This is a genomic window from Bordetella sp. 02P26C-1 (assembly GCF_009763255.1).
In the GTDB taxonomy this organism is placed as follows: domain Bacteria; phylum Pseudomonadota; class Gammaproteobacteria; order Burkholderiales; family Burkholderiaceae_B; genus Bordetella_A.
This window is the reverse complement of sequence record NZ_WSJB01000004.1, coordinates 49,085-65,083: the sequence shown is the minus strand read 5'-3', so window position 1 is coordinate 65,083 and position 15,999 is coordinate 49,085. Positions and strand designations below refer to the sequence as shown.

General features: G+C 60.1%; 15 protein-coding genes. 10 read left to right on the top strand and 5 right to left on the bottom strand.

Annotated elements, in window-relative coordinates:
• The first annotated feature begins 8 nt into the window (after positions 1-8).
• Together acuI and GOQ28_RS02660 are read left to right on the top strand one after the other, a co-directional pair.
• Positions 9-998: an acrylyl-CoA reductase (NADPH) gene (gene acuI / locus GOQ28_RS02665; protein ID WP_160355334.1), complete on the top strand. Its 990-nt coding sequence runs from the start codon at positions 9-11 to the stop codon at positions 996-998.
• A complete protein-coding gene (locus tag GOQ28_RS02660) occupies positions 998-1,606 on the top strand; it encodes a cysteine dioxygenase (RefSeq protein WP_160355333.1) in 609 nt (202 codons plus the stop codon). The genes acuI and GOQ28_RS02660 overlap by 1 nt, the downstream gene beginning before the upstream one ends.
• Before the next feature lie 412 nt (positions 1,607-2,018).
• Here the strand turns inward: GOQ28_RS02660 and prpC are convergent, their stop codons facing one another.
• The 3 genes from prpC to GOQ28_RS02645 all read right to left on the bottom strand — a co-directional run bounded on the left by prpC (position 2,019) and on the right by GOQ28_RS02645 (position 5,456).
• The gene (gene prpC / locus GOQ28_RS02655) at positions 2,019-3,224 is read right to left on the bottom strand and encodes a bifunctional 2-methylcitrate synthase/citrate synthase (RefSeq protein WP_160350304.1); all 1,206 of its coding nucleotides are present in this window, start codon (positions 3,222-3,224) and stop codon (positions 2,019-2,021) included.
• 96 nt (positions 3,225-3,320) lie between these two features.
• Positions 3,321-4,214: a methylisocitrate lyase gene (gene prpB / locus GOQ28_RS02650; protein WP_160350303.1), complete on the bottom strand. Its 894-nt coding sequence runs from the start codon at positions 4,212-4,214 to the stop codon at positions 3,321-3,323.
• A gap of 252 nt (positions 4,215-4,466) precedes the next feature.
• Entirely contained in the window at positions 4,467-5,456 is a 990-nt protein-coding gene (locus tag GOQ28_RS02645; protein WP_160350302.1) for a malate dehydrogenase, read from the bottom strand.
• A gap of 270 nt (positions 5,457-5,726) precedes the next feature.
• Between GOQ28_RS02645 and GOQ28_RS02640 the strand changes: the two genes are divergently transcribed.
• The 7 genes from GOQ28_RS02640 (at position 5,727) to GOQ28_RS02610 (ending at position 11,553) form a co-directional block, all read left to right on the top strand.
• On the top strand, positions 5,727-6,506 hold the full coding sequence (locus tag GOQ28_RS02640; RefSeq protein WP_160350301.1) for a GntR family transcriptional regulator: 780 nt from the start codon (positions 5,727-5,729) through the stop codon (positions 6,504-6,506).
• A 120-nt stretch (positions 6,507-6,626) separates the two neighbouring features.
• The gene (gene sdhC, locus GOQ28_RS02635) at positions 6,627-7,040 is read left to right on the top strand and encodes a succinate dehydrogenase, cytochrome b556 subunit (RefSeq protein ID WP_160350300.1); all 414 of its coding nucleotides are present in this window, start codon (positions 6,627-6,629) and stop codon (positions 7,038-7,040) included.
• A complete protein-coding gene (gene sdhD, locus GOQ28_RS02630) occupies positions 7,040-7,423 on the top strand; it encodes a succinate dehydrogenase, hydrophobic membrane anchor protein (protein ID WP_160350299.1) in 384 nt (127 codons plus the stop codon). The genes sdhC and sdhD overlap by 1 nt, the downstream gene beginning before the upstream one ends.
• A gap of 3 nt (positions 7,424-7,426) precedes the next feature.
• Entirely contained in the window at positions 7,427-9,205 is a 1,779-nt protein-coding gene (gene sdhA / locus GOQ28_RS02625) for a succinate dehydrogenase flavoprotein subunit (RefSeq protein WP_160355332.1), read from the top strand.
• Between the two features lie 13 nt (positions 9,206-9,218).
• The gene (locus GOQ28_RS02620) at positions 9,219-9,935 is read left to right on the top strand and encodes a succinate dehydrogenase iron-sulfur subunit (protein WP_160350297.1); all 717 of its coding nucleotides are present in this window, start codon (positions 9,219-9,221) and stop codon (positions 9,933-9,935) included.
• Between the two features lie 22 nt (positions 9,936-9,957).
• Positions 9,958-10,221, top strand: a complete 264-nt coding sequence (locus GOQ28_RS02615; RefSeq protein WP_160355331.1) for a succinate dehydrogenase assembly factor 2 — start codon at positions 9,958-9,960, stop codon at positions 10,219-10,221.
• A 21-nt stretch (positions 10,222-10,242) separates the two neighbouring features.
• Complete coding sequence (locus tag GOQ28_RS02610) at positions 10,243-11,553, top strand: citrate synthase (RefSeq protein WP_160355330.1); 1,311 nt, start codon at positions 10,243-10,245, stop codon at positions 11,551-11,553.
• 244 nt (positions 11,554-11,797) lie between these two features.
• Here the strand turns inward: GOQ28_RS02610 and GOQ28_RS02605 are convergent, their stop codons facing one another.
• Together GOQ28_RS02605 and GOQ28_RS02600 are read right to left on the bottom strand one after the other, a co-directional pair.
• Positions 11,798-12,253 carry a DUF2214 family protein gene (locus GOQ28_RS02605; RefSeq protein ID WP_160355329.1) on the bottom strand — a complete coding sequence of 152 codons (456 nt, stop codon included), beginning with the start codon at positions 12,251-12,253 and terminating at the stop codon, positions 11,798-11,800.
• Between the two features lie 142 nt (positions 12,254-12,395).
• Positions 12,396-14,684, bottom strand: a complete 2,289-nt coding sequence (locus GOQ28_RS02600) for an NADP-dependent malic enzyme (RefSeq protein ID WP_160350293.1) — start codon at positions 14,682-14,684, stop codon at positions 12,396-12,398.
• Positions 14,685-14,968: 284 nt separating this feature from the next.
• Here GOQ28_RS02600 and GOQ28_RS02595 point away from each other — a divergent pair, with 284 nt between their 5' ends.
• Positions 14,969-15,997, top strand: a complete 1,029-nt coding sequence (locus tag GOQ28_RS02595; protein ID WP_160355328.1) for a Bug family tripartite tricarboxylate transporter substrate binding protein — start codon at positions 14,969-14,971, stop codon at positions 15,995-15,997.
• Positions 15,998-15,999 lie beyond the last annotated feature (2 nt).

The window sequence follows — 15,999 nt, the reverse complement described above, 5'->3', positions numbered from 1 at the left end:
AGGGAACTATGACTTTTTCAGCTTTACTTCTGCAACGAGATGAAGTGACCCATGCCGAACTGACCCAGGTCAATCATGATCAATTGCCGGAAGGCTCGGTCACGGTTAGGGTGCAGTTCTCTACACTAAATTACAAGGATGCGTTAGCCATCACCGGCAAAGCACCGGTCGTGCGGCAGTTTCCGATGGTGCCCGGTATCGACTTTGCTGGTGTGGTCGCACACTCTGACGACCCCGAGTTCGCTCCTGGTGATGCCGTTCTGCTAAATGGCTGGGGGCTGGGCGAGTCTCGATGGGGTGGCCTGGCGCAATATGCACGCGTGCCTGCCAAATGGTTGCAGCACGTCCCTGAGGGACTGACCACCCGGCGCAGCATGATGTTGGGAACTGCTGGTTATACGGCTATGTTGTGCGTGCACCGACTTGAGGCTCTGGGGCTCAAGCCCGACACTGGTCCAGTGCTGGTCACAGGCGCGAACGGTGGCGTGGGAAGTACTGCTATCGCATTGCTCGCGCGCCGAGGCTATGAGGTGGTGGCCAGCACGGGCCGCGTCGACTCTCATGCTCGGCTCCAGGCACTAGGGGCGACGCGCATTGTCGACCGCGCCCAATTATCCGAGCCTGGAAAGCCCCTGCAAAAGGAGCTCTGGGCAGGAGTCGTAGATAGTGTGGGAAGCCATACGTTGGCCAATGCATGCGCGGCCATGCGTTATGGTGGTGTGGTCGCCGCTTGCGGCTTGGCGCAAGGCATGGACCTGCCTGCCAGCGTCGCACCGTTCATTTTGCGCGGCGTGACGCTGGCAGGCGTCGACAGTGTCTACGCGCCCATGGCTCAGCGTCATGTGGCTTGGGCAGACCTAGGTGCCAGCCTTCCCGGTGAAATTATCGACACCATGGCTGAGGAAGTACCGCTAGACCAGGCGGTAAGGTATGCCGAGCCGCTGCTAGCCGGTAAATTGTTGCATGGCCGAGTGTTAATCAAGGTAGAGGATCAATAATGTTTGCCAACCTAGGCCGCCTGCGTGCCTTCGTTGCCGAGGCGACGCTTCTCGCTGATCGTCACGGTTCTAGCGGCATGGCCGGGCCGACATTGCAGGCGGCTTTGGCAGACCTCGTGGCACACGACGATTGGCTGCCAGAATCCTGCGCAGCACCACACCCTGAGTACTACCAGCAACATTTACTACACTGCGATCCGCTAGAACGCTTTAGCTTAGTGAGTTTCGTATGGGGACCGGGCCAGTCCACGCCTGTACACGACCACGCAGTCTGGGGCTACGTCGCTATGTTGCGCGGCAGCGAGTTCAGCCAGCGTTACCTCAAAACTGCTTCCGCTTGCGTTCCAGATGGTGCGCCCACCGCGTTGCAGCCGGGCCAGATTGATGTCCTCTCCCCCCTCGGGGGAGATATTCATCGCGTCTGGAATGCCTGCGAAGACGCGGTGTCGATCAGCATTCACCTGTATGGAGGCAACATAGGCGCGATCGCACGCCATGTGTTCGATCCCGACACCGGACAGACTAAACCATTTGTCTCCGGATATTCTTCCGCCCATGTCCCGAACCTTTGGGACCGCTCTGCCGAAGTGCGCCTGACGTTGAAATAAATGGAATACACACTCCCTTCATCACGGTAGGAAGCGCCCCGTTGGACTCGGCCCGCGCAACAAATATCTCAACTCCCGAACCCCGACCCAGAGGCCGCACTATGCCAAGTCAGCCAACCTCATCTGCAGAACGCACTCCGAGCTAATATCTCCAAGGAAACCGGAGGATGGCCTCTTGATGCTGCTTGGCGGACGGATATAGGCGGCAGGTTCGCTCGCCTAGAGATCGAAAATCCGGGCTCGTCGAGTTTGGATAGGGGTGGGCCGACTTCGCCCAGTTAAGTGTTTCTGCGAGCCATGCCTGCCCACAGCGTGTTGGCCGGGTCCTGTCTGAGCGTACCCGCGAAAAAGAACTCACTGCCGCCGGCAGTGAGTTCCCTTCAAAACGCAGCATTCAAGAACGCACGTAGCCTTACTTCCGCTTAGAAAGCGGCACGTATTCCTGATCCTCCGGCCCCACATAATTAGCCGTAGGACGAATGATCTTGTTATCCACTCGTTGCTCAATGATGTGCGCCGACCATCCCGCCGTACGTGCCAGCACAAACAGCGGCGTGAACATTGCCGTCGGCACGCCCATCATGTGATAGCTCACCGCCGAGAACCAGTCCAAGTTCGGGAACATCTTTTTGACTTCCCACATCACCGTCTCCAACCGCTCGGCGATGTCGTACATCTTGGTCGTACCGGCTTTTTTCGAAAGCTTGCGAGCCACTTCCTTGATGACCTTGTTGCGCGGATCCGAAACCGTGTAGACCGGATGACCAAAGCCGATGATGACTTCCTTGGCTTCCACGCGGCGACGGATATCGGCCTCTGCTTCGTCCGGGCTGTCGTAACGCTTTTGCACCTCGAACGCCACTTCGTTGGCGCCACCATGCTTCGGCCCACGCAGCGCGCCGATCCCCCCGGCGATAGCCGAGTACATGTCCGACCCCGTACCCGCGATCACGCGGCAGGTGAACGTGGACGCATTGAACTCATGCTCCGCGTACAGGATCAGCGAGGTGTGCATCGCACGCACCCACTCATCCGAAGGCTTCACACCGTGCAGCAGATGCAGGAAATGACCGCCAATGCTGTCATCATCCGTTTGCACATCGATCACGTGGCCGTTGTGGCTGTAGTGATACCAGTACAGCAGCGCCGAACCCAGATTTGCCATCAAGCGGTCAGCAATATCGCGCGCGCCCGGGATGTTGTGGTCATCCTTCTCGGGCAGCACGCAGCCCAGCACCGACACCGCCGTGCGCATCACATCCATCGGGTGGCTGGAGGCGGGCAGGGCTTCCAAAGCCGTTTGCAGTTGCGCCGGCAGACCGCGCATCGAGCGCAGCTTGTCCTTATACGCCTTCAGTTCCGCCTTGTTCGGCAGCTTGCCATGCACAAGCAGGTGCGCGATTTCTTCGAATTCGGCTTCACCCGCGAAGTCGAGAATGTCGTAGCCACGATAGTGCAGGTCATTGCCCGTACGGCCCACAGTACACAGCGCCGTGTTGCCGGCCACCACGCCGGACAGCGCGACGGATTTCTTGGGCTTGAACCCGGGTTTGTCTTCCGTGGGGGCGCTCGTCTGGGCCTCTGTCACGGCTGCGCTTTGCTTCTTGGAAGTGCTCATGTCTCTGACTCCTTTCCTTGGTTGGCGTCAAATGGGGCGAACGTAAACTGCGCCGTCGCGGCCAGTGACATCACTTACACCGGCCGCCGACGGAAATTACTTGCCTTTGCCTTGCTGGAACAGCGCGTCCAGTTGCGACTCAAATGCATGGTAGCCGATGCGATCGTACAACTCATCGCGGGTTTGCATCGTGTCGAGGACATTTTTTTGATGGCCATCGCGGCGAATGGCTTGATAGACGTTTTCCGCGGCCTTGTTCATCGCGCGGAATGCCGACAGCGGATAGAGCACCATCGCTACGTTCACGCTGCGCAGCTCGTCCACGGTGAATAGCGGCGTCTTGCCGAACTCGGTGATGTTGGCCAGCACCGGCACGTTGACGGCTTTCACAAAGCGATCGTAGGTCGGCAAGTCATAAGCGGCCTCGGCGAAAATCGCGTCGGCGCCGGCTTCCACGCAGGCCAGCGCGCGTTCGATCGCGGCGTCCACGCCATGCGAGGCAATCGCGTCGGTACGGGCGATCAGGTAGAAATCGGAATCCGTGCGCGCATCGGCGGCTGCTTTCACGCGGTCAGCCATTTCCTGGGTGCTGACGATTTCCTTGCCCGGACGGTGGCCGCAACGCTTGGCGCCCACTTGGTCTTCGATGTGGCAGGCGGCCGCGCCGAATTTGATCAGGCTTTTAACGGTACGGGCGATGTTGAAGGCCGAAGGCCCAAACCCCGTGTCGATATCGACCAGCAGCGGCAGATCGCAGACATCGGTGATGCGGCGCACATCGGTCAGCACGTCGTCCAACGTATTGATGCCCAGATCGGGCAGGCCGAGTGAGCCAGCGGCCACGCCGCCGCCCGAGAGATAAATGGCGCGATAGCCCGCGCGCTTGGCCAGCAAAGCATGGTTCGCATTGATGGCGCCAACGATTTGCAGGGGGCTTTCTTCGGTCAGCGCCTGGCGAAACAGCGCGCCGGGGGAGGTGGGGCGGGTCATGAGCGGATCTCCGTGGTGTGCCGGACGCTCACTCTGGCGCCCGGGCCTGATGGTGATGGTGCAGGAAAAGCAGTCCGCGGTCATTCGACAAGGTCGAAAATAAGCCGCTGCACGGAGGAAGTGCGGGTGGGCTGCGCAATAAATCTGTGTCCTGGCCCGCAGATGGCAAAGCGACAGATTTATTACGGCGCGGCCGGGGCATATTGCCAGGCCGCGCCGCCCGCCAGGCTTACGCCTGGCTGCTTGCGAACATTACTTCAGCAAGTCTTTCACGCCGTCGCGCTCTTCGAGCAGCTCTTTCAGCGTGAAGTCCAGGCGCTCGCGCGAGAAGGCGTCGATTTCCAGGCCTTCGACACGCTTGTATTCACCGTTCTCGGTGATCACCGGCACGCCGTAGATGATGCCTTCGGGGATGCCGTAGGAACCATCCGAGGGCACACCCATGGTGACCCACTTGCCGTTGCTGCCCAGGACCCAGTCACGCACGTGGTCGATAGCGGCGTTGGCGGCCGAAGCAGCCGACGACAGGCCACGGGCCTCGATGATGGCGGCGCCGCGCTTGCCCACGGTGGGGATGAAGACTTCGCGGTTCCATTGATCATCGTTGATGATCTTGGCCAGACTTTCGCCGCCGACGGTGGCGAAGCGGATGTCCGGATACATCGTGGGCGAGTGGTTGCCCCAGACGATCAGGTTTTCGATATCGGCAACAGCCTTGCCCGACTTGGCAGCCAGTTGCGACAGGGCGCGGTTGTGGTCCAGGCGCAGCATGGCGGTGAAGTTCTTGGCCGGCAGGTCCGGGGCCGACTTCATCGCGATGTAGGCGTTGGTGTTGGCGGGGTTGCCCACGACCAGCACCTTGACGTCGCGGCTGGCGACTTCGTTCAGCGCGCGGCCTTGAGCCGTGAAGATCTGGGCGTTGACGCTCAGCAGATCCTTGCGCTCCATGCCGGGGCCACGGGGACGGGCGCCGACCAGCAGGGCCACGTCGGCATCCTTGAACGCGGTGCGCGGATCGCTGTGGGCGGTGACTTCTTGCAGCAGCGGGAAGGCGCAGTCATCCAGTTCCATGATGACGCCCTTGAGGGCTTTTTGCGCTTTCTCGTCGGGGATTTCCAGCAGTTGCAGAATGACCGGCTGATCTTTACCCAGCATTTCGCCCGAGGCGATGCGGAACAGCAGGGCGTAACCGATTTGGCCGGCGGCGCCGGTAACGGCGACACGCAAGGCAGGCTTAGACATGAACGTTCTCCGTGATGAGTTCGTGTGAGATGAAATTCTCTTTGTCAGTTTAATCGCTGGACGCCGCTCATGCGTCGCACGGGGTGTCGAGGAAACTTGTAAATCCTAGATGGAATTTACGTATGCGTCAATTGTCTTATATCTTATATAAGACATAAGACGTTGGACAGTGCCGGGCCGCTTGTGCCACAATGCCGCGTTTGCCCGGCAGGATGATCCTGCTTTTTTCCAGGGTCTACGAGACCGAGAAAACCCGCTGATAAATCGACCATGGCAGACCCCAGGCCCGAACCTCCGCTACGACATCGCGCCGCCCGACCGGCCGGCGAGGGGGCCGCGTTCAGTCCGCTGTATCGTCAGATCAAGGATTTGCTGGTGCAAAGTCTTGATCGCGGCGAATGGAAGCCCGGCGAATTGATTCCCAGCGAGATTGATCTGGCCGCGCGCTTTCAAGTCAGTCAGGGTACCGTGCGCAAGGCCGTCGATGAACTGGCCGCCGAACATTTACTGATCCGCCGCCAGGGCAAGGGCACGTTTGTCGCGACTCATCACGAGGCGCGGGTGCGATATCGTTTCCTGCGGCTGGCCGCCGACGAAGAAGGCGAGAATGGCCGCGCCGAGAGTTTCATCCTGGAATGCCGCCGGCTGCGCGCGCCTGCCGAGGTCGCTCGCGCACTGGAGCTGCGCGCCGGTGAAACCGTGGTGATGATTCGTCGCCAGCTTTCCATGAATCAACGTCCGACCGTCATCGACGACATCTGGCTGCCCGGGTCTGTGTTCAAGGGTCTGACGCTGGAGCTGCTGACGGCAAACAAGGCGCCGTTGTATGGCCTGTTCGAAACCGAGTTCGGGGTCAGTATGGTGCGCGCCGACGAAAAACTCCGCGCGGTGGGCGCGCCCGCTGAAGTGGCGGGGTTGCTGGGCGTGGCGCCAGGCGCGCCGCTTTTGCAAGTCGATCGCGTGTCCTATACCTATGGAGACAGACCCATGGAAATTCGCCGCGGTTTATACCTTACCGATCATTACCACTACCGCAATAGTTTGAATTGATGAGCTTTTTCACAACGATTTGATACGAACCGTACTCTGGGCGAAAATAGCGTGTTTGCCTGCACCGGCAACGCTTATTTCGTTGTCACGAATCCCTAGCACCGTAACACCGAGGCCGTCATGTCCGACACCGCTGCCAAGCCACGTCCGCAGTTTCGCAATATTGGTATTGCACAAATTGCGACCTATCGCCTGCCCCTGGCGGGCAAGCTCTCCATCCTGCACCGCATAAGCGGCGCGCTGCTGTTTCTCTGTTTGCCCTTGGTCATTCTGCCGCTGTTCGCGGCCAGCGTGGCCTCGCCTGAAAGCTACGCGCAGATCGCCGAATATGCCGGCAATCCCATCGTGAAACTGGTGTTCCTGGTCCTGGTGTGGGGTTACCTCCATCACTTCTGTGCCGGCATTCGTTACCTGATCCTGGACCTGCATATCGGTCTGGATAAGGTCTCGGCCCAGAAAAGCGCAGGCGTCGCTTTTGGCGTGAGCCTGGCACTGACCGTCGTCTTTGCCCTCAAATTGTTTGGAGTTCTGTAATGGCTCAATCCAAAAACTATGGCCCCAAGCGTTTGGTGGTAGGGGCGCACTACGGCGTCATCGACTTTATCGCGCAGCGCATCACGGCCGTGATCATGGCCATCTACACGCTGGTGCTGATCGTCGGCATCATGATGATGCCCTCGTTCTCCTATGAAAGCTGGAAGGCGCTCTTCACCTTCCATGCGGGCCCGATTCCTCTTGGCCAGATGCTGGCCACCCTGTTCTTCTTTGCGTTGGCCTGGCACGCCTGGATTGGCGTGCGCGACATCTGGATGGACTACGTCAAGCCCACGGGCGTTCGCCTGTTGTTGCAAGTGCTGACGATCCTCTGGCTGGTCGCCTCGGTTGTCTATTTCGCGCAAATCCTCTGGAGTATCTAAGCCGTGGTCTCTGTCATGAATTCCTTGCCACGCCGCCAGTTTGATGTGGTGGTCGTTGGCGCCGGCGGAGCCGGCATGCGTTGCTCGTTGCAATTGGCTCAAGCCGGTCTGTCCGTGGCCGTGCTGTCGAAAGTTTTCCCGACCCGTTCGCACACCGTTGCGGCGCAGGGCGGCGTGAGTGCTTCGCTGGGCAACATGAGCGAAGACAACTGGTACTGGCACATGTACGACACCGTCAAGGGTTCGGACTGGCTGGGCGACCAGGATGCCATCGAGTTCATGTGCCGCGAGGCACCGAACGCCGTGTACGAGCTCGAACACTTCGGCATGCCGTTTGACCGTAACGCCGATGGCACCATCTATCAGCGTCCGTTCGGTGGACACACCGCCAACTTCGGTGAAAAGCCCGTGCAGCGCGCCTGTGCCGCTGCCGACCGTACCGGTCACGCACTGCTGCACACGCTCTATCAGCGTAACGTCGCTGCGCGCACGCACTTCTTCGTCGAATGGATGGCGCTCGATCTGCTGCGCAACGAAGCCGGCGACGTGGTCGGTGTGACCGCGCTGGAAATGGAAACTGGCGACGTCTACATCCTCGAAGCCAAGACCACCGTGCTGGCCACGGGCGGCGCGGGCCGTATCTGGGCCGCATCGACCAACGCCTTCATCAATACCGGTGACGGTCTGGGCATGGCGGCTCGTGCCGGCATTCCGCTGCAAGACATGGAATTCTGGCAATTCCACCCGACTGGCGTGGCCGGCGCGGGCGTGCTGATCACCGAAGGCGTGCGCGGCGAAGGCGGCATCCTGTTGAACAAGGATGGCGAACGCTTCATGGAGCGCTATGCGCCCACGCTGAAAGACCTGGCCCCGCGTGACTTTGTGTCGCGTTCGATGGACCAGGAAATCAAGGAAGGTCGCGGTTGCGGTCCGGACGGCAGCTACGTGGTGCTCAAGCTCGATCACCTGGGCGCTGACGTGATCAACAAGCGTCTGCCCTCGATCCGCGAAATCGCGATCAAGTTCGGTAACGTCGATCCGATCAAGGAACCGATCCCGGTTGTGCCGACCATCCACTACCAGATGGGCGGTATTCCGGCCAACTATCACGGCCAGGTGCTCGAGCGCGTCAACGGCGAAAACCGTGTCGTCAACGGCCTCTACGCCGTGGGCGAATGCGCGGCCGTGTCGGTGCACGGCGCCAACCGCCTGGGTACCAACTCGCTGCTCGACCTGATCGTGTTCGGTCGCGCCACCGGTAACCACATCGTCAACTCGCACCCCGAGCGTCAGCATTCCCACCAGCCGGTGCCCAAGGAAGCCGTCGACTTCTCGATGAGCCGCCTGGCCAAGCTGGAAGGCCGCACCTCGGGCGAAAAAACGCAAGACGTGGCCAACGCCATCCGCGTGTCCATGCAGCGTCACTGCGGCGTGTTCCGTACGTTGGAGTTGCTCAACGAAGGCGTGGGTCAAATCGAAGATCTGGCCAAGCAAGCGGAGCACATCTACTACAAGGACAAGTCCAAGGTCTTCAACATGGCTCGCATCGAGGCGCTCGAAGTCGCCAACATGACCGAGGTCGCTCGCGCCACCATCAAGTCGGCCGCGAACCGTACCGAGAGCCGTGGCGCCCACGCGCTGAACGATCACCCGACTCGCGACGACGAAAACTGGCTGAAGCACACCCTCTGGTACTCCGAGGGCAGCCGTCTGGAATACAAACCGGTCCAGATGCAGCCGCTGACGGTCGAGTCCTTCCCGCCCAAGGCGCGTACTTTCTAAGCAGGATGCCGTGATGAGCACCAAGAGAATCGTCAAATTCGAGATTTACCGCTACGATCCGGACAAGGACGAGCGCCCGTACATGCAGAAGCTGGAAGTCGAACTCCAGCCCACCGACAAGATGCTGCTGGACGCGCTCGTGCGCATCAAGAACGATGTGGACGACAGCCTGTCGCTGCGTCGTTCGTGCCGTGAAGGCGTGTGCGGTTCCGACGCCATGAACATCAATGGCAAGAACGGCCTGGCCTGCACGACCAACCTGCGCGAGCTGAAAGAGCCCATCGTTCTGAAGCCGCTGCCCGGTCTGCCCGTGATCCGCGACCTGGTCGTGGACATGACGCACTTCTTCAACCAGTACCACTCGGTGCGTCCGTATCTGATCAACGATACGCCGCCTCCCGAGCGCGAGCGCCTGCAGTCGCCCGAGGCGCGCGAAGAGCTCGACGGTCTGTACGAGTGCATTCTGTGCGCTTGCTGCTCGACCTCCTGCCCGTCGTTCTGGTGGAACCCGGACAAATTCGTGGGTCCCGCGGGTCTGTTGCAAGCCTACCGTTTCATCGCCGATAGCCGCGACGAAGCGACCGGCGCGCGTCTGGACAACCTGGAAGACCCGTACCGCCTGTTCCGTTGCCACACCATCATGAACTGTGTCGATGTCTGTCCCAAGGGGCTGAACCCCACCAAGGCGATCGGCAAGATCAAGGAACTGATGGTCCGTCGCACGGTCTAGTAATTTCGGTAAAGAGAACGATATGAGTGGCAACCTGACTGAACTTCAACGGGCTCGCCTGCGCTGGCGGGCGCGTCGCGGGTTGCTCGAGAATGATCTGATCATTACCCGTTACCTGGACGCGTACGAAACGCAGCTCACTGACGAAGACGTGGTGGCTTTGACGCAGCTGTTCGAGCTTGGAGACAACGATTTGCTCGATCTGCTGCTGGCGCGCAAGGAGCTCGATGGGGCGTTGGACACGCCCCGCTTGCGCAGCATCATCGCCCAGATGCGTGAGCTTTAATCAATTGTGAGGAATTAAACGATGAATCTGTCAGACAAAAAAGCCACCCTATCGTTCTCGGACGGTACCTCGCCGATCGAGTTTCCCGTATACAAGGGTACGGTTGGCCCGGACGTCATCGACATCCGCAAGCTGTACGGCCAGACGGGTATGTTCACGTTCGACCCCGGCTTTATGTCTACGGCGTCGTGCGAGTCGGCGATCACCTACATTGATGGCGACAAGGGCGAACTGCTGTATCGCGGTTACCCGATCGAGCAGTTGGCTGTTAACTGCGATTTCCTCGATATCTGCTACCTGATCCTGAACGGCGAATTGCCCAACCGCGATCAGAAGACCGATTTCGACTCGCAAGTGACGAATCACACGCTGGTCAACGAACAGCTGCATTTCTTCCTGCGTGGCTTCCGTCGCGATGCGCATCCGATGGCCGTGCTGACGGGGCTGGTGGGCGCGCTGTCGGCCTTCTACCACGATTCGACCGACATCACGAACCCGGAACATCGTCACATCTCGGCTATCCGTCTGATCGCCAAGATGCCGACGCTGGTTGCGATGGCGTACAAGTATTCGGTGGGTCAGCCGTTCATCTATCCGCAGAACAATCTGTCGTACACCGGCAATTTCCTGCGCATGATGTTCGCGACGCCTTGCGAAGAGTACAAGGTCAACGAAGTGGTCGAGCGCGCGCTGGACCGTATCTTTATCCTGCACGCCGATCACGAGCAAAACGCCTCGACCTCGACCGTGCGTTTGTGCGGTTCGTCGGGCACGAACCCGTTCGCCGCGATCTCGGCGGGCGTGGCTTGCTTGTGGGGCCCGGCTCACGGCGGCGCCAACGAAGCTTGCCTGCAGATGCTGGAAGAGCTGCAAGCCAACGGTGGCGTGGCGAAAGTCGGCGAGTTCATGGAGAAGGTCAAGGACAAGAACTCGGGCGTGCGCCTGATGGGCTTTGGCCACCGCGTCTACAAGAACTACGACCCGCGCGCCAAGCTGATGCAGGAAACCTGCAAGGAAGTCCTGCAGTCGCTGGGTCTGGAAAACGATCCGCTGTTCAAGCTCGCGATGGAGCTCGAGCGTATCGCGCTGGAAGACGATTACTTCGTCAAGCGCAAACTGTACCCGAACGTGGACTTCTACTCGGGTATCGTTCAGCGCGCGATCGGCATCCCGACTTCGCTGTTCACCGCGATCTTCGCGCTGGCTCGTACGGTGGGCTGGATTGCTCAGTGGAACGAAATGCTGTCCGATCCGGAATACAAGATCGGCCGTCCGCGTCAGCTGTTCACGGGTGCTCCCACCCGCGACGTGCCGTCAATGGATCAGCGTTAATCGTCGCCCTGTCTGACGCTACTCTTTGGAGTGGCGTCAGAACCGTGACAAAGAAAAGCCACGCGTCTTCGGATGCGTGGCTTTTGTTTTAGGGGGGCGCACCCGAATGAGTGATAAGGAATGCCCCGAGGCGTCATTGCCGGCCCTTCATGGCCGGCGCGGTCTGGTTGGCAGACGGCCGATTTCCCAGGCTGTGGTTTGATACGTTGACAGCCACATTGGCCGAGTTGGTTCTGTCCGACATCTAATCAAATCCCACCCCGTTCGCCATCAGTGCCGCGAACAAAGGGAGCAGAATCAACAGATGTACTTCGACCATCACCCAACGCCGGGCGCGGCGGACTTGCGTGTCGTCGGGAACGTAATCGGGATGGATGCGCAGCTGTTTGTTCCATCGGATAAACGCCAGCGTCGGGGGAATCGAATACAGCGCGATCAGGATGAAAAAGGCCATCTTGGCGTGAAACCAGGGATTGCTCATGTAAAAGGCAATCCCCTTGGGTCCCAGGGTCAGTCGCAGCAAGCCCGTGATAATCACCGCAATGGCGGCGGCCAGGTAAAGACGATCGTATATGGCGAGGCGCCGTATCGTGTTGGCATCGAGCGTGGGCCGCAGCAAAACCGTTTGCGCGGTCATTGCGACAACCAGCAGAAAGATCGCCAAATAGTGGATCCAGGCGAGCAGTGCTTCTTGCAACATGATCAGGCTCCGGAAAAGGAAATGGCGAATCAGTTTAATCCGATCCGCCATTTTTTCTTGCATCACAGCGTTACCAAGACGGGGTGTTAACCGCCTTGCAATTGCACGATTGCCCCTGAGCCACGGGGGCAATCGTGCTGCGTTACGCGCGCGCTTGGGCTGCTTCTTGTTGCGCGTCTACGACGGCCAGCGCCGTCATGTTGACGATGCGGCGCACCGTGGCGCTGGTGGTCAGGATGTGCACCGGGCGCGCAGCACCCAGCAGAATCGGACCCATCGCGATGCCGTTGCTGCCCGTCATCTTCAACATGTTGTAGGTGATGTTGCCCGTATCCAGGTTCGGCATCACCAGCAAGTTGGCCAGACCCTTGAGCTTGCTGTCGGGGTAGGCCTTATCGCGGATCTTTTGCGACAGGGCGGCGTCCGCATGCATTTCGCCGTCGACTTCCAGCTCGGGAGCGCGTTGTTCGACCAGGCGGCGGGCTTCGGCCATTTTGCGCGACGATTCGGTCACGCGGCTGCCAAAGTTCGAGTGTGACAGCAGCGCGATCTTGGGCACGACGCCGAAGCGTTGCATTTCGTTGGCGGCCTGGATCGTGATGTTGGCGACTTCCTCGGCGCTCGGGTTTTCGTTCACATGGGTGTCGGTGACGAAAAGCGTTTGGCCCGGCAGCATCAACACGTTCAGCGCGGCGAAGGTTTCACCGGGCTTTTTGCCGATGACTTCTTCGACGTACTTCAACTGGTTGTCGTACTTGCTCGCCACGCCGCACAGCAGCGCATCGGCGTCGCCACGACGCAGCAGCATCGCGCCGATCAGCGTGTTGTGCTTGCGGATCATGGCCTTGGCGATGTCGGGGGTCACACCCTCACGGCCCTTGAGCTGGTAGTAGGCGTTCCAGGTTTCGTTGAAACGGCTGTCGTCCTCGGGATCGACAATCTCGATGTTCTGACCGTTGATCAGACGCAGGCCGGCTTTCTGGACTCGCATTTCGATGACAGAGGGACGGCCGACCAAGATCGGGAAGGCCAGCTTTTCATCGACCACGGTTTGCACGGCGCGCAGCACGCGTTCGTCTTCGCCGTCGGCATAGATGACGCGCTTGGGCGCCGATTTGGCCTGGGCAAACAACGGGCGCATCAATTGGCCCGAGTGATAGACGAAGCTCATGAGCTTCTGACGATACGCTTCCATGTCCTGGATCGGACGCGCCGCCACGCCCGAATCGGCCGCCGCTTGCGCCACGGCCGGGGCGATCTTGACGATCAGGCGCGGATCAAAGGGCTTCGGAATGATGTATTCCGGGCCGAAGGACAGGTTCTGGCCGGCATAGGCGAGGGCAACTTCATCGTTTTGCTCGGCTTCGGCCAGCTCGGCGATGGCCTTGACGCAGGCGAGCTTCATCTCTTCGGTGATGCGCGACGCACCCACGTCCATGGCGCCACGGAAGATAAACGGGAAGCACAGCACGTTATTCACCTGGTTCGGATAGTCCGAACGGCCGGTGGCGATGATGCAGTCCGGGCGGGCGGCCAGCGCGATTTCCGGGCGGATTTCGGGCTCGGGATTGGCCAGCGCCAGGATGAGCGGCTTGTCGGCCATGGTCTTGACCATGTCGGCGGTCAATACGCCTGCTGCCGAGCAGCCCAGGAAGATGTCGGCGTCGCGGACCACGTCGGCCAGCGTACGCGCGTCGGTTTTCTGGGCGTAGCGCTTTTTGTTGGGCTCCATGTTTTCTTCACGGCCTTCCCAGATCACGCCACGCGAATCCACCACGTAGATGTTCTCGAGCTTGATGCCCAGGCTGACGAGCAGATCCAGGCAGGCGATCGCAGCCGCACCGGCGCCGGAAACCGCCAGTTTGACCTTGCTGATGTCCTTGCCCACGACCTTCAAGCCGTTCAGGATGGCAGCGGCCGAGATGATGGCGGTGCCGTGCTGATCGTCGTGAAAGACGGGGATTTTCATGCGCTCGCGCAGCTTCTTCTCGATGTAGAAGCATTCGGGCGCCTTGATGTCTTCGAGGTTTACGCCGCCCAGCGTAGGCTCGAGCGCGGCGATGATATCGACCAATTTATCCGGATCGGTCTCGGCCAGTTCGATGTCAAACACATCGATGCCAGCGAACTTCTTAAAGAGGCAGCCCTTGCCTTCCATCACGGGCTTGGCGGCCAGCGGACCAATATTGCCCAGACCCAGCACGGCGGTGCCGTTGGTGATCACGCCCACCAGATTGGCGCGCGAGGTATACATGGACGCGGCATCGTCGCCCTGGTCGTAAATCGCCATGCACGCGGCGGCCACGCCTGGCGAATAGGCCAGCGAAAGGTCATCCTGATTGGCCAGCGTCTTGGTGGGAGTCACCGAGATCTTGCCCGGAGTGGGATAGGCGTGGTAGTCGAGCGCCAGTTTGGTTAGTTGTTCATCCATGCTGATCAATGCCCTTGCTGCATTACCGGAAATGAAGAAAAACGGGCCCGCAAGGGGCCCGTTCGGGATTCGCGAAAGGGCATATTTCAACAGAAAGCGAGGGGTTTGGGTTGTTGCAGTGCAGCGAGGGCGTTTTGCTCCCGCGTCCGCCGCGCGATGCGTGCCGGTAACCCATCATTTTTTGTGATCGCTGGCCTCAACGTTTCCTATTACCTGCGGCCGTATCGTCACGGGTACGATGGCTTTGCCGGATTACACGGCAGACACAATAAAAGGAGACGCCCATGCACAAGCCGCCTGATGAGGATGCGTCATCTCGCAGAACCAACGCGACACGACTGACCCGCCGTCAATGGCTCGCGGGTACGGCGGGGCTGATTGCGGCATTACCCCTGAGCGTTGCGGCGCAAGGCCAGGCGCGCTCAGCTCGACCGCTGAATCTCGTCGTTCCCTTTGTTCCCGGTGGGCCCGTCGATCTGGCCGGCCGTGTGCTGGCCGAATACCTAGGTCAGGAATTGGGGCAAACGGTAGTGGTCGTCAATAAAGGTGGCGCCGGCGGAAACATCGGTGCGGAAGAGGTAGCCAGGTCAGCGCCGGATGGATCCACACTGTTGCTGGCATTGGACTCTATCTTGACGGTGAACCCTTATTTTTATGCCAAGGGAGGCGAGCAGGCCGTCCCTGCCTTGGCGCCCATCGGGCTGGTCGGCGAGTTGTCCAGCGTGCTCGTCGTCAATGCCAAGTCGCCGATACAGAATGCGGCGGATTTTCTCGCCTATGGACGACGCAACGCCATGACCGCGGGTTCGGGGGGAAATGCGACGGCCGGCCACTTGTACGCCGAGCAGTTAAAGCGCGATTTCGGGGTACAGCTGACTCACGTTCCCTATAAAGGGTTGAGTCCCGCCGTGCAGGATTTACTGGCTGGCAACATCGACTGCATCGTGGCGCTGATCCCCGGTGTGTTGTCGCATATACGCGCAGGCTCGCTGCGCCCATTGGGACTGACCGCCGCTCGCCCACAAGTCATGCTGACGGGTGTGCAGCCTTTGTCCGAGCAGGGGCTCACCGGTTTTGTGGGTGCGTCATGGCTGGCGCTGATGGCGCCGCGCGGTTTGCCATCGGACGTGGAGCAACGCCTTTCCTCGGGACTGTCTGCGGTGCTGCGCGAACCCCGCGTCATCGAGCGGCTCCAGGCGGCGGGCATCGACCCGTTTTATGCCGACGCGACGGCGGTGCGCAAGCGCATCAAAGACGAATCCGCGCAATGGTCCGCGCTGATGAGCCAGATGAAATTATCCCCACAGAGTTGAGA